Source organism: Paracoccus maritimus, assembly GCF_025195095.1.
Classification (GTDB): Bacteria; Pseudomonadota; Alphaproteobacteria; order Rhodobacterales; family Rhodobacteraceae; genus Paracoccus; species Paracoccus maritimus.
Map to the genome: position 1 here is coordinate 24,045 of NZ_JANAVZ010000018.1, position 13,977 is coordinate 38,021.

The 13,977-nt window shown below is 61.2% G+C and carries 10 protein-coding genes and 1 pseudogene; 6 read left to right on the forward strand and 5 right to left on the reverse strand.

Annotated elements, in window-relative coordinates; translation table 11 throughout:
- Window positions 1–10 precede the first annotated feature (10 nt).
- The 3 genes from MU516_RS18085 (at window position 11) to MU516_RS18095 (ending at window position 3,889) form a co-directional block, all read left to right on the forward strand.
- On the forward strand, window positions 11–1,882 hold the full coding sequence (locus MU516_RS18085; protein WP_260278631.1) for a hybrid sensor histidine kinase/response regulator: 1,872 nt from the start codon (window positions 11–13) through the stop codon (window positions 1,880–1,882).
- A gap of 130 nt (window positions 1,883–2,012) precedes the next feature.
- Window positions 2,013–2,648, forward strand: coding sequence for a response regulator transcription factor (locus MU516_RS18090; RefSeq protein WP_260278632.1), 636 nt, complete (start codon window positions 2,013–2,015; stop codon window positions 2,646–2,648).
- Window positions 2,645–3,889, forward strand: coding sequence for a glycosyltransferase (locus tag MU516_RS18095; protein ID WP_260278633.1), 1,245 nt, complete (start codon window positions 2,645–2,647; stop codon window positions 3,887–3,889). Before MU516_RS18090 ends, MU516_RS18095 begins: the two co-directional genes overlap by 4 nt.
- Before the next feature lie 6 nt (window positions 3,890–3,895).
- Here MU516_RS18095 and MU516_RS18100 read toward each other — a convergent pair whose 3' ends face one another.
- The 4 genes from MU516_RS18100 to MU516_RS18115 are packed head-to-tail and all read right to left on the reverse strand — an operon-like array spanning window position 3,896 to window position 9,709.
- Window positions 3,896–5,173: a BamA/TamA family outer membrane protein gene (locus MU516_RS18100; RefSeq protein ID WP_260278634.1), complete on the reverse strand. Its 1,278-nt coding sequence runs from the start codon at window positions 5,171–5,173 to the stop codon at window positions 3,896–3,898.
- Window positions 5,174–5,196: 23 nt separating this feature from the next.
- Window positions 5,197–6,369 carry a beta-barrel domain-containing protein gene (locus MU516_RS18105; RefSeq protein ID WP_260278635.1) on the reverse strand — a complete coding sequence of 391 codons (1,173 nt, stop codon included), beginning with the start codon at window positions 6,367–6,369 and terminating at the stop codon, window positions 5,197–5,199.
- The gene (locus tag MU516_RS18110) at window positions 6,366–8,519 is read right to left on the reverse strand and encodes a type I secretion system permease/ATPase (protein WP_260278636.1); all 2,154 of its coding nucleotides are present in this window, start codon (window positions 8,517–8,519) and stop codon (window positions 6,366–6,368) included. The genes MU516_RS18105 and MU516_RS18110 overlap by 4 nt, the downstream gene beginning before the upstream one ends.
- A 2-nt stretch (window positions 8,520–8,521) precedes the next feature.
- Entirely contained in the window at window positions 8,522–9,709 is a 1,188-nt protein-coding gene (locus tag MU516_RS18115; RefSeq protein ID WP_260278637.1) for a TolC family protein, read from the reverse strand.
- 483 nt (window positions 9,710–10,192) lie between these two features.
- Here MU516_RS18115 and MU516_RS18120 point away from each other — a divergent pair, with 483 nt between their 5' ends.
- The 3 genes from MU516_RS18120 to MU516_RS18130 all read left to right on the forward strand — a co-directional run bounded on the left by MU516_RS18120 (window position 10,193) and on the right by MU516_RS18130 (window position 12,593).
- Window positions 10,193–10,456 (forward strand): hypothetical protein, encoded by a 264-nt coding sequence (locus MU516_RS18120; protein ID WP_260278638.1) that lies wholly within the window; start codon window positions 10,193–10,195, stop codon window positions 10,454–10,456.
- A gap of 97 nt (window positions 10,457–10,553) precedes the next feature.
- Window positions 10,554–10,796: a helix-turn-helix domain-containing protein gene (locus tag MU516_RS18125; RefSeq protein ID WP_260278639.1), complete on the forward strand. Its 243-nt coding sequence runs from the start codon at window positions 10,554–10,556 to the stop codon at window positions 10,794–10,796.
- A gap of 75 nt (window positions 10,797–10,871) precedes the next feature.
- Window positions 10,872–12,593 (forward strand): SulP family inorganic anion transporter, encoded by a 1,722-nt coding sequence (locus MU516_RS18130; RefSeq protein ID WP_260278640.1) that lies wholly within the window; start codon window positions 10,872–10,874, stop codon window positions 12,591–12,593.
- A gap of 250 nt (window positions 12,594–12,843) precedes the next feature.
- On the opposite strand, the pseudogene MU516_RS18135 reads toward MU516_RS18130, so the two are convergent.
- Window positions 12,844–13,977 (reverse strand): annotated as a pseudogene (locus MU516_RS18135) (hypothetical protein); the annotation flags it as partial.

Below are 13,977 nucleotides of genomic sequence, written 5' to 3' on the forward strand. Positions count from 1 at the left end.
CCTCAGGGCGATGGCTCGTTTGATCGCAACTGATCGCAGAGCCGTGGTGCTGGCGAACGCGGCAGGTCGGGTCCTTCTGGCGAATCAGGGCGCGAACCGTCTTTGTCTCGTCCAGGCCGAGCTTTTGTCACGGCTGGATTGGCCAAAGCTGTGCGCGCGGGTTCGCCGGGCCGGCAGCGTGAACGCAACGTGGCACCAGGACGAGCAGGTGTTCGAGGGCGAGGTGGTGCATGTGCCTCTTGGCCCCGCCGAAGGATTCCTGCTGCGCCTGGCCGAGAACGACCACGAATCGACTTGGCTGCGAAATCGGGCACGCTCGGCGACCCTGATGCGGGTTTCCCACGATCTGCGCACGCCTATTCAATCGCTGCTCGCGTCGGCTGATGCCTTGATAAGGGCGCGGTCGGGAACCGACGAACAGTCTCGGCAGATAAGGCTGGCCGCGGAATCCGCATTGGAACATATCAGCAATGTGCTGGCCGTGATCCGTGGCGAGCAGGGCGGTCACGGTGGGCAGCCGGACGAAGATTTCTCCATCGCCGAAGAAGTCAGAAGCCTCGTCGCGCTGGTCGAGCCCATCGCAAATGCACGGTCAACCGAATTGATCCTGACGACAGATGTTCCCGACAGCCTGATCCTGCATGGGCCAGTGCGATTCGTGCGCGCCCTGTGCCAGAATCTGATCGACAATTCCGTCAATCATGGCGGCGGACGGGTCGAGATCGTGCTGCACTGCATGCAGCTGCCACAGCCGCTGGGCACCGAACTTGCGGATGGCACGGAATGGCGGGTCAAATTGTTGATCCGCGATGAGGGAGGAGGTCTGCCGCCTGCGCAGAAGACCCGCCTTGCGCGTGCTTTGGGGCTACCGGTGCCCGAGGGAACACCAGAGGCCTCGGGTGATACATCCCGACCTTCGGCAGGTTTGAACGTCTTGGCGCATGCCTTGCGGCAACTTGGCGGCCATATCGAGGTTCGGGACCGGGGAACCGACGGTGGTGCGCTGCCCGCAAGTGGGGACGGGCGGATCATTGGCACCATCCTGAAAGCGGAATTCTCCCTTCCAGCGGCCAGTTTCCCGCTGGAGCGTCCAACATCCCAGGCGGTGGAAGTCACACCCCTGACCGGGCGGACATTGCTGCTTGTAGAGGACAGTCCGGCCAGCCGCGAATGGCTGACCCATATTCTACAAGGCTTTGGTGCCAACGTTGTCTCTGCCGGCGGAGGACCCGAGGCGCTGGCGCTATTGTCGCGAGACGACCTGGCGCGCCGCGTGGAACTGATCCTGACGGACGTGACGCTGCCAAGGATGAGCGGCATCGAGTTCGCCGCCCGGTTATGCGCTGGTGATCCGGCGTCTGCGACCAGGTGGACCGGCAAGATCGTGGGTCTTACCGCGCATGCGGATGACAACATCAGACGCGCCTGCAAACAGGCCGGCATGGTCTCTGTCCTGGAAAAGCCGATCCGGTCGGACACATTGAAGAACGCGCTGATCGCGATCATGTCGCAAGACGTTCCTACCGCTGTGGACACCGACACGATCAGCGAGGATCGGGACAGTGCGATCTCATCACAGGTTGCCAGCGATCTTGTCCAAAGACTTGGTCCCGACAAGGCGCGCTCGTTCATGATAAGGGCGCTGGATGAGGCCCAGTCGGTGCTGGATGAACTGACGATCGAGGGGTTGGGCCCGGATACAGGACGCAGATTGCATGCGGCCACCGGCGCAAGTGGCCTAACGGGCCTGAACCTTGTGGAATCGCGGCTTCGGGCGATAGAACGGGCCGTTGAACTGGGCCGGACGGATTTGGCCGACCTGATCGCCGATCTGCAAGGTGCGGTGACATCGACCCGAACCGCCGCCGAGGATCTGACATGAAAGGGCGGGAATTGTTCGAGACAGGAAAGATCGTGTATCGCAGGTGCGGAAAGTTCTCGATCGAATGTATCGTGCGACCGTGCCCAGGGATATGCGTGTCGACGACAGACAGGCGAAGCGAGCGCGGGACATGACCGATCAACACAACATCGGATTGCGCGTGCTGGTCGCGGACGACCACGCGATGATCCTGGACATGTTGGAAATGTATCTGGCAAGTGTTCCCGATATAGACGTGACCACGGTGGCCGATCTGCACGCCGCGCTTGCCGCGATTGATGCTGACGGACCGTTCGATCTGGTTCTGGTGGATCTGGACATGCCGGGCATGAACGGCGTCGAGGGCCTTGAGCGCGCCTTGAAACACAATGGCGGCAAGCCAGTGGGGATTCTGACCAGCAATCCCGGCAGGGCGGTCGTCGAAGAAGCGATGGCGCTTGGCGGGGCGGGGATTGTCCTCAAGACTGCGTCGTTGAAGAACTTCGCCAATGAGATGCGATTTATGGCCGGGGGCGGACGTTACCTGCCGATCGAACTGGTCGAGCAGCAGGCAACGGTATCCGAAGCGCCCGTCAGCGCCCTTTCCAAGCGTGAGAATGAGGTACTGGCGCTTTTGGCCGAGGGCAAACCGAACCGCGCCATTGGGGCCGATCTTTCCCTGGCTGAGCCAACGGTGAAGATGCATGTCAAATCCATCTGCAAGAAGCTGGGGGTCAGCAACCGCACGCAGGCGGTTATCGCGGCCCAGGAACGCAAGCTGATATGAGTAGCGCGGCTTCGGCAGGCCGCAAGCTGGTGGTTGTCTTCGCCGGGGCCGTTTATCCGGGACAGTTCGGTCCGCTTTGCGACTACCTGCGCAAGACCGGGATGGCGGAAACCTATTTTCTTACCACGCCGGGTCATCGCAGCCGCAATCTCGACAAGGGGCAACATGTTCTGGCCTTTCGACCCGACGGACCGATCGTGGGATCGGAAGGCTACCACTATGTCGCGAAACTGGAACGCTCTGCGCGAATAGGGCGAGGGTTGCTGTCTGCGCTGCAAGCGTTCCAGGCGCAGCGCAAGATCGATGCTGTCGTGACGCATTCCCTGTGGGGTGCTCCGCATTTTCTCTATGATGAAATTGATGCCGCGATCGTCAGCTATATCGAGTTTCCCAGCTATCGTGCGCATGGTTGGGATCCGGCCTATCCGCCGGATCTGTCGCAGCGGATGACCGACAAGAACATCGAGATGCTGAATTTTCATCAGGCACTGCGCAGCGATCTTGTGATTTGCCCCAGCCATCACGCAAAGGCCATGTTCCCTGCCGCGCTGCAGGGCAATATCGAGGTGCAACTGGAAGGGCTGGATTTCGGCCCGCCATTCCGCCCTCGGCCGACAGATCGGCCATTCACGATCGGCTTCGCTGCGAGAGACCTGTCCAGCGCGAAAGGCTTCGACACCTATGTCCGGATCGTCGATCAGCTTGTCCGCGACGGTTTCGATGCGCGTTTTGTTGCTCTTGGCGGCGCCGACGGCGCGACTTATGGCTACGAACGGCAATGGGTTCAGCGGCGATACAAAGGTGAGATTGTCGATTTTGCAGACTACCTGATGCGCGAATATCCCCGCGCGGCCGGTGCGTTGGATATGCCGGGCAAGTTGGCATATGACGACTTTACGAAGCGCCTGTCAGAGATTGATCTTTTTCTCTACCCGCTTCGCTTTGGCGTGGCCAATTGGGGGCTGATGGAAATTCTAGGACGGGGCGGTTGCGTCATCGCGCCGCAAAGCGGCTATCCGACGGAATTGATCCAGCACGATATCAACGGCGTGCTGCTGCCCGACAATATCGACAGTTGGATGGCCGAGATCAGGGCCCTAAGGGATGATGCCCCGCGACGGCAAAGGTTGGGCCGCGCCGCCCGCATCCTTGGACAGGCACAAAGCCTTCAGGCGGTCGCGCCCCGATACATGAAGCTGTTTCAGCAAGCCGTCCGGAACCGCGAACGCCGCCTCGCATAGCGGCCCCTAGAAGTTGGCGCTGACCATCAATCCGAAATTTTGGCGCTTGTCCTGCGGCTGACGCGACAACGGCGTCGCGGCATAGACCGAGACCGGCGTTTCGCCGATCGTCATCGACAGGGTCAGACCGATGCTGCTGCGAATATGGGATGAATCGTCGATGTGACCATCAAGATCATCATCCAGATCCCAGACCGAACCGATGTCGATGAAGGCCCCGCCGCGCAAATGCTGACCCGCGATCTTACCCAGGTCCCGCTGCAACTCTGCGGATGCGATGAGATAGCGATTTCCGCCAAGCATATCGCCTTGGTCGGCAGGGCCGATGCCGCGAGGTGCGAAACCGCGGAAACTGTCACCGCCGGGAAACAGCCGATCCAGCGCTGTTGTGTCGTTGCCTGAAAGCCCTGCGACCAGACCGGCACCAAGCCGCAGCATCAGGTCGGTCTGACCGCTTGCCTTCAGGGTCGAGCCAAGCTCGACCCGGCTTTCCGAGACAGGGGAAGCCGTGCCGATGTTCCACAGGAATTGTTCGACCCGGACGAACCAGCCCTGCCGATCCGCCTCTGCATCGCGATAAGTCAGCCCGAAGCGCAGGAAAGGCGCGTCCTGCTGACCACGATCACGCAGCAGAAGCCGGCTTGCAGAGGCATTCACGTCGTAAAGGCGATGATCCCGGTAGCCCAGCCCGTATTCGATCCGCAAATGCTGGCGCGGAGTCCACGCAAGATAGGCCTCGGCCTGACGGTTGCGAACCGAGAAGGACAAGTCTCGGTAATCCGCATTCTCGCCGGTCAGGTCGATGCCGAAATGCAGTTTCGGCCCGAATGCCTCGGGGCGATAGAAATTCATATCAAAGCTTTCCACGTCGCGGCTGAAATCGCCGTGAATCGCGGTAAAGCTGTCAGGGATCAGGTTGAACTGCTCGTAGGACAAGGTGCCGGTCAGGCTGCGGTCATTGACCCAGGAAATTCCCGCATCGATGCGCCCTGGGCGCTGTTCGATTTCAGTGACATCGATGACCAGTTCCTTGCCTTCACCCGAAATCGACACCCTCTCGAAAACGGCCGTGGACATCAGACATTCCTCGACGGCACGCATTTCTGCCTCGTCGATGTAGATCCCCTGCAATTCGCCGCAAGTCTTGCGGATGTCCTCTTCGGGGATCAGCTCCGCACCGCGGACCGTCACGCGATCATAGACATCGGCCGAGGAGCCCGAGGCCACGCCGAAGGTCGTGGCAAGAACGAGGATGCAATGATGCAGGGTCTTGTGCGAGATCATGAGAGATAAGATCGTCCGTTCCGCTACCGCAAACGTGCCCGCAAAAGCGGTCGGCTGAGATAGCTGAGGATGGATTGCTTGCCGCTTTCGATATCGACTTGGGCAACCATGCCCGGCCTTATCGGAAAACGGTCGCCGAACCGTTCGAGATAGCTGCGTTCCGTGCGGACCATCACCCGATAGTAATCTTGCGGACCATTCGGCGTATCCTCCTCGACGGTGTCCTCCGAGATCTGGGTCACCTTGCCGCGAAGATCGCCGTAGACAGAGAAGTCATAGGCGGTGATCTTGACGCTTGCAGGCATCTCTGGCGCAATGAAGGCAACGTCGCGGGGCAGGACACGGGTTTCGATCAGCAGTTCGTCATCGATCGGCGTAATCTCCATGATCGCTTCGCCGGGTTGGACCACGCCGCCCAGAGTGGTGATCAGGATATCATTGATGCGCCCCTCGACCGGTGATCGGACGACAGTGCGGCCCAGTTCCGCCTCTTTCTGCACCAGTTCCTGCTGCAGTGAGGACAGTTTTGCACGACGTTCGGCCAGATCGCGATACGCGTCCTGAACATAACCGTTCCGGGCTTCGCTGATCTTGCCTTCAAGTTCGGCCAGCTTCTGCTGCAACTGCAGCACGTCGATCCTGCTGACCGAGCCAGAGTTCGCCAACGGTCCTGTGATATCAAGCTGCTGCTGAACCGAGCTACGCTCGCCCTCGAGCGCCTTCAAAGACGCTTCCAGTCGTGTTCGGCGAGCGTTGAAGAGGCGCAGTTCCGTCTGCTCGGTGGCGGTGGGGTTGCCGCCGAAATCCAGCGCAGGCTTTTCAAGCACCTCGGCCTCAAGACGCTCCACCTCTGCCTTCAGCGATTCAACCTCGGACTGCGCAGACAGAAAGGCCGCCCGCGACCGGGTTGCGTCGAGATTTGCGATGATCTGCCCTTCCTTGACCAGATCGCCTTCGCTGACCAGTAGGTCGGACAGGATGCCACCTTCAAGGCTTTCGATGCTTTGCATTCGACGCAAGGGAATGACCCGGCCGTCACCGCGCGTGATCTGGTCGATTTGTGCGAAAGCGCTCCATCCGACCGCGATGGCCACCGTCAGCAGGACGATATGGACCGTCAGTCGCGCGCGTTTAAGGGCCAATCGCCGATAGCTTCCATCGACATGGCTGGTCTGGTGGGCATCTTCGTCGATCATGTAACGACTTGGACGGGCTTTTTCTGCGCCTTTTCGGCCCTTGCCGCATTCAGGATTTCCAGCAGGTCTCCGTCCCGCGCGACCCGGCCATCCTTCAAGACGATCGCCCGGCTTGTCAGGCCCAACACCTCGCGTTTGTGGGTCGAGATGATCGCGGTTCGTCCTTCTAGCCACTGGCGCAGAAATCCGATCACCTTCGCCTCGGTGACGTGGTCAAAGGCAGAAGTCGGTTCGTCCAGCAGGACCACCTTCGGATCCTGCAGGATGACCCTCGCCAGCCCGATCGCCTGTTTCTGCCCACCCGAGACGTTTGCATTGCTGTAAATCTGCAGGTCCAGTCCCCGCACATGACGGCGGACATAGGTGCCAAGTCCGACAGCATCCAGCGCCGCCAGCAGTTCATCATCGCTGTGCAGGCCATGATCCAGAAGCAGGTTGTCCCGAAGCGTTCCCTGAAAAAGAGCGACATTCTGGGGTAGATATCCGATCTGCCGCCGCCGATCGATGGGATCGATCTGGCTGAGCGCAAGGTCGTCAACCAGGACCATGCCCTGCTGTGGATCGGTCAGTCCGGCAAGCAGCCGAAGCAGCGTCGATTTTCCCGAACCGTTTCCGCCAAGAAGCGTGATCTTCTCACCTGCCGCGATTTTCAGTTGAGGAATGTTGACGACCGGAGCGGCATCAGGGTCGTGGCGAAAACTGACATCGTCCAGCCGATAAGCGCCCGCCACAGAAGCGGCCCGAACATAGTGGCGATCGGATGATCTTTCGACGGGCATCTTCATGATGCCGTCCAGCCCCTCCATCGCGGCGCGGACGTGCTGCCAGCGTGCCAGCAGCCCTGCGATCTGTCCCATCGGCGCCAGCGTGCGGCTGGAAAGCAACGTGCAGGCAATGAGGCTGCCGACCGTCAACTGACCTGAACTGATCAGATAGACGCCGACAATGATAACACCCGCATAGGCGAATTTCTGGATCGAGGTGACGATCTGGGACATGAGGTTGGTCAGCCCCCTCGTCCTGACCGCGGTTGTCGCCATCGTCGCCGTCAGCTGCGCATAGGCCCGTTGAAGACGCCCTTCGGCACGGGCTGCCTTGACCGTTTCCAGATTCGATACCGTTTCTAGCAATAGCCCGTTCAATGCCGCCGCCTCGCGAATGTTTTCCCGCGACGCGCGGCCAAGGCGACGTTGCAGGACAAGGCCCGGCACGACGGTCAAGACGACCGCCGCCAGTGTCACCAAGGCCAGGGGGCCGCCCAGGAAGGCCAGAACGCCAATGAAAATCGCGACAAACGGAATATCGCACAAGGCGGTGACGGTTCCCGATGTAAAGAACTCGCGCACCGTGGCGAAGTCGCGGACCTGGTTGGCAAAGACGCCGGTCGATTTCGGCTGGTGCGACAAGCGCAGGTTCGACACGCGGTCGAAAAGCTGCGCCGAAAGTCGAAGGTCGAGATCGCGTCCCGAAACGTCGATAAGCGAGGCACGCATGATCCTCAGCGCGACCTCAAGCAGGATCGCGATGCCAACCCCGCTGGCAAGAATCCACAACGTGTCGAAGGCCTTGTTCGGAACGACCCGATCATAAACCTGCATCGAGAACAGAGCGGTCGCGATCGCCAGAAGATTCGCCACGAAGGATGCGATGATCACGTCGCGATAGATGGCCCAGTTGTCCAGGACGGGACCCAAGATCCAGTGCCTTTTATTGTCTCCTGCATCGTCAAGCCGGTCGGAGACGATGTCGAGAGGCTTCGAGATCAGGATGCGCCCGTCATGTTCTTGCGTCAGCTTCTGGATCGGCCACACGTCGCGACCGCCTGCGGCCTCTGGCAGCAGCAGGCTGGCCTGGTCGTTTCTTATGGACTCCAGAACAACCGTGCGACCGTCGCGCAGGAAAAGCAGCACCGGCAGGATGTGATCCCCAAGCGATGTGAGGGGCTCGGAGCTGATCCGGCAACTCATGTTCACCCGCCTCAGCGCCAGCGCCGTATCGCGCACATGCAGCGGTTCACCGTTGGCGCGGGGCAGGCCGTCGGTCAGACGCTCGGGCGATGCGGCGACACCATGAACGCGGCACAATTCGACAAGACCGAGAGCAAGGTGGTCGGTGTTGCGAGGTTGGTGGGGGTCGCCTGTATCGCTCATCCTCAACCGCTCCGAGACCGGGAAAGGATAAGCGTTCCGAGAACCCCCAGGTCGCGGGCGGCCTGATATTCTGCCCGCCGGCGATCGTCATAGGTGTCGATCGCATCCATCTGCGCGTCATATAGATCGCGCGCCGTCGTCAGAAGGTCGATCAACTCGCGCTGCCCGGCGATAAACTGTTCTTCGTAAGTGGCCAGAACCGCGTCCGCCTGTACAAGTTGGTTTCGCTGTGACGTTTCGCTTGCGCGCAGCACGCGAATTCGTTCCATCGCAGTACGCGCGGCATTCGCAAGATTCCTGCCGATGGCATCCATGTTTGATCGGGCCGCCGCTGCGTCCAGACGGGCGGCCTGAATCTGGCGGCCCTGAAACGCGCCGGAGTTCAGATCGACGCCCGCTGACAGCCCGACGGCCGTGCGGCTGCGCCCGCCGTTCAGCCCGCCCCGGGCCTCCGCCTGCAAGCGAATGGTTGGCAGACGCTTCGCCTTGGCGACGCCGATCCCGGCCTCGGCTGCCACGGCCTCGGCCCTGGCCCCGACGAAATCGGGCGACATACGGACCGCCGACGAAATCGCGTTGCCGCTGCCATAGAGACTGGTGAAGCCAAGGTCCGGCGGTGCAGACACGCCACCAGGAGCGCGGCCCATCAGGAATTGCAGTTGGGCCAAGGCCAGTCCGCGATCGCTGCGCAGCTGCTGCAGACGGTCCTGGGTCCGGCCGACTTCAAGGCCCGCACGCGCAACCTCGCCCCGGTCTCCCAGCCCGGCCTCGGCGCGTTCAGAGGCGTTTGCCGATATGCGCTGGGCGAAATCGAGATAGTCTTGGGTTCGCGCGATCTTGAGGTCCAGCACCTCAACGTCGATGTAATAGTTCGACACGTCTAGCGTCAGTTCCTCGATCGCCATCTTGAGGTCAGAGACGGCCTTGACGCGCTGTTGCGAGGCACTTGCGATCATGCCTTCCACGCGACCCCAGTCATAGAGGACCTGCGACACGGTCAGCGTGATGCCGGCGCCATTCGCATCTACCGAACTGGTATCGGCGGACAGGCTGAATTGGGGATATCGCTCGTCTCGTGCGGCCTCGATATCGACTCCGCGGCGGGCCACCTGCTGTCTCATCGCAGTGATGCCCGGATCCCGCTCGGATGCGACCAGCACCGCTTCGGCCAGGTGCGTCTGCGCGTGCAAGGCCCCTGCGGAGAATGTAGTGACAAGAATTGCTGCAAGCAGGCAGCAAAGTCGCGCTGCTCTCACGACGGCATTGGAAAATGAACCAGAGGCTTGCTCCGATCTGTCAGAATGCCTCAAGGAACCGATTGGTCGTGCGGCCGCCTTTGTTGGACGGCAGTCTAGCGCTTCTCTTGCATATGCTGGCGTCACGAATATGCGCAAGATCTCTATCCAATGCCTTTCTGCACAATCAGGTTTACATAAACCCGATTGCCTGTCCACCGGACCTAGACAAATTAATCTTTAGTTAAGGTTTGGGATTCATCTCGGATGGCGATGGGGGCTGCGAGGGCATGGTTGACAGGAAGAACTTTCCCACACGCGTGAGCCTGCCGAACATGGGACCGATGCGGTTGCGCCGCTTGGCTGGCGCTGCTTCGGGCGGTTATGCAAGCGCGTATCCCCTTGTCTTTCGACACTACCTGAATCTGTCGGAATCATATGCGCGGTCCCGAGCAGCCAATCGAGACCCGGCAAGCCGCTCGACATGGCCCTTGCTTCGATGCGGCGCAGCACAAGATGGTGCATGTCACGCACGCGGCCGGTGATCTCGAAGCCCTTCTCTACGGCGAATTTGTGCCAGAGGAGCGGGATCTCGCGGTCATGATCTTCGCTGCAATCCGCCCGCGCTTTCCTCCTTGTCAGGTTTGTCGCCGCTGGATGCCAGGCGTCCAACAGTCGCAAAACTTCGATCTCGCTGCCTAAAGCTGGCGCAAGCAAAATGATATTTGAAATATCATTATACATAAATTAAATAACGTTCATCCTATGCTGGGTATGTTTCATGATCACCGGACCTCAGATGCGCGCGGCGCGCACCCTTCTCGGCATCGACCAGAAGACACTGGCTGAGTTGGCGGGACTTTCCGTCCCGACGATTCAGCGCATGGAGGCCAGCCACGGCAACGTGCGTGGAGTCGTCGACAGCCTGACCAAGGTTGTCGCGGCCCTTGAACTTGCCGGTGTCGAACTCATTGGCGAAGGCGCCGTCAGCACGGTGGGCGGACGTGGCGTGCGACTGAAGGCGCGGCCGTCAAAGCACTGATCCTCAACATGCGACGGAGATCGTTGACGCAAGGCCGACGATCCCGCCGCTTCCTTCCAAAAGGTGCGGCCACAGATGAAAGACCAGACCTCCGGACATGGCGCCGCCCCGAGTTTTGCCGAACTCTTCACCCCGAAGCTGATCACCGTGCTGTGCGAAGGCTATGGGATGACACAGCTGCGCGCGGATGCCATCGCCGGCTTGACCGTTGCCATCGTCGCGTTGCCGCTTTCGATGGCCATCGCCATTGCGTCCGGTGCGGCCCCGGCGCAAGGGCTGTATACGGCAATCGTCGGCGGCTTCCTTGTGTCGCTGCTGGGCGGATCGCGCTTCCAGATCGGCGGGCCGGCCGGAGCCTTCATCGTGCTGGTCGCTGCCACCGTGACCCAGCATGGGATGCAGGGGCTAATCCTCGCGACGTTCCTTTCGGGGCTGATGCTTGCGGTCGTGGGATTCCTGCGCCTCGGCACCTTCATCAAGTTCATTCCCTTTCCGGTCACGGTGGGGTTCACGGCGGGGATTGCAGTCATCATCTTCGCCAGTCAAGTCAAGGAATTGCTCGGCCTGACGCTGACCGATGAGCCGGGCGAGTTGCCGGAGAAGATCCCTGCCCTCTGGCAGGCTCGGGACAGCCTGACGCCAGCGGCCCTTGTCGTTTCCGTGGCAACTGTCGCGGTCATCCTTTGGCTGCGGCGTTGGCGCCCGCACTGGCCGGGCATGTTGATCGCCGTCGCCCTTGCCGCGGTCGCCACCATCTTCTTGTCCTTGCCGGTGCAGACGATCGGCACGAAATTCGGCGGGATCCCGTCGTCGCTTCCACGGCCCACCCTGCCGTCTCTCTCGATGGAAGCCGTCCTGGCGGTCCTGCCGGCCGCCATCTCCTTCACCCTGCTGGGCGCCATTGAATCGCTGCTGTCGGCGGTCGTCGCCGATGGCATGACCGGCCGCCGCCACCGCTCGAACTGCGAACTGGTGGCGCAGGGCGCGGCCAATATCGGATCGTCCCTGTTCGGCGGCTTCTGCGTGACCGGCACCATCGCACGGACCGCGACCAATGTCCGCGCCGGGGCGCATGGCCCGGTGGCGGGAATGCTGCATGCCCTGTTCCTCTTGCTGTTCATGCTCGTCGCGGCACCGCTTGCCTCCTACATCCCCTTGGCGGCGCTGGCCGGGGTGCTGGCGGTCGTGGCCTGGAACATGATTGAAAAACCGGCCATTGCGATCCTGATCCGCTCTGGCTGGGGCGAGGCGACGGTCCTCGGTGCCACATTCTTCCTCACCGTTTTTCGGAACCTGACCGAGGCCATCGTGGTCGGCTTCGCCCTCGGTTCGGTTCTCTTCATTCACCGCATGAGTCGCACGACCGAGATCGCGACGGACGGCGCCTTTGTCGGTCGCGACGAGGCCGACAGCGCCAATCCGCGCGGTGAGTACCACGAGGAACAGGCCGCGAACCCCGATGTTGTCATCTACAGGATCACCGGTGCATTGTTCTTCGGCGCGACGGCCTCGATCGGATCGGTTCTCGACCGCATCCAGGACACGCACAAGGCGCTGATCGTCGACTTTTCCGCCGTTCCATTCCTTGACTCGACCGGTGCCAACATGATCGAGGGGCTTGCGCACAAGGCACAGAAGCAGGGGGTCGCGCTCTGGCTCACCGGCGCCAGCCGCGACATCCAGCGGGTGTTCGTGACCCATGGGCTGAGGCGTCCACTGGCTCACTATTCCGCCACGGTGAACGAGGCGCTTATACGGGTGCAGAACGGCGCCGACGGTGACCAAGAGGCCGCCTGATGCCCCTCACCGTGCGGGACAAACATTGATCACAACGCCGTCTTGAAGGATTGGCCTGGCCAAGCACGCGAAATGTGCTTGGCGCGCTTGAAGCCGCGCCAAACCAGGCGGAACTACGCGACGCGTTAGCGTCAGGTTCCAATGATCTCCGCCGCGCATCGTGATTCATCGCCCGGTTCCAGCCGCGAAAACAGCCATGCCAATGGCTCCTGGGCCTCAAGCACAAGGCTGACTGCGAAAGACGGCGGAATCACTTGGGTTCGTCATCTGCTGCTGCGACATCTGGCGCATCCGCAACGTCGATCATCAACGAGCCAGCAGCCTCGGCATCCGCCGCGTCACTGCCGAACATGGTGGCCAAGGCGCGGTCCACATCGGGTTCTTCGGCGAACAGATCGCCTCCGACCGGGGTCTCATCGACAAGATCCAGCAATTCGTCAAACGACACGGTGATTCCCGCATTCGCCCGGTCACCGCTGTCGATGATCTCGTTCAGCAGGTCGTCGATCTCGGCATCGACATCCGCCGCGCGAGTGGAAGCGTCCTCGGCGATCACACCCGTCAATGCGCCAGTCAGGCCAAGACCGTCTAGAAGGTCATCGACCGGATCCTCGACAGACGCCAGGCGATCCGTGCCGGACTCGCCGGGAACGTCGTCGGATAGCAGATCCTCGAAGATGCGCGAGGAGGACTGATCCAGATCCGAGGAAGAGCCGCCCTGATTGGATGTCGCAGAGGGTTGATCGGCCAGAAGACCCGAGAGAAAGCCATCATCGTCCGACGGCAAGGCCTCTGTCGGGTCGTCCGATGTGGTGGCGGATATCTGGTCCACAGGGTCGGCGACAGCCGCACCTGTAAGGCCTTCCTGATCGCCATCATCACCCTTGGCGGAATCGGAAACACTGCGGCGAGGCATCTCATCGCTGCTTCGTCCCTCGACCGGCAGACTATCGGTCTGCTCATCCGGAAGACCACGCTCGCCGGACAATGAATCTGTCGCGGTCTTGACCGCCTCGCCTGCGAAATCGATCAGGCCCGGCAAAATGCCATCGTCACCCAGGGTGGGTTCCAAAAGCGGCTGACCTACAGGTGCCGTGCGCGTGATAGACGCGTCCTCATCCTCGACAACAGGAGCTGCCACGTCGTTCGAAAGCCTTCTCTCGCCAAGAATGGATGAGGACGCCTGATTTGTGGATCCGTCTTGTCCAAGCACCGGATTGAACATGCCGCCGACCAGCCCGCCTCGTCCCAACAGGCCGTCCGTCACACCGCCGACAGAGCCGAGGACCGGATCAAGAACCGCTTCGACCACGCCGTCCTCGCCCAGAACCGGATCAAGGACACTATCGACCAGCCCGTCATCACCCAGAGCCGGGTCCAGCAC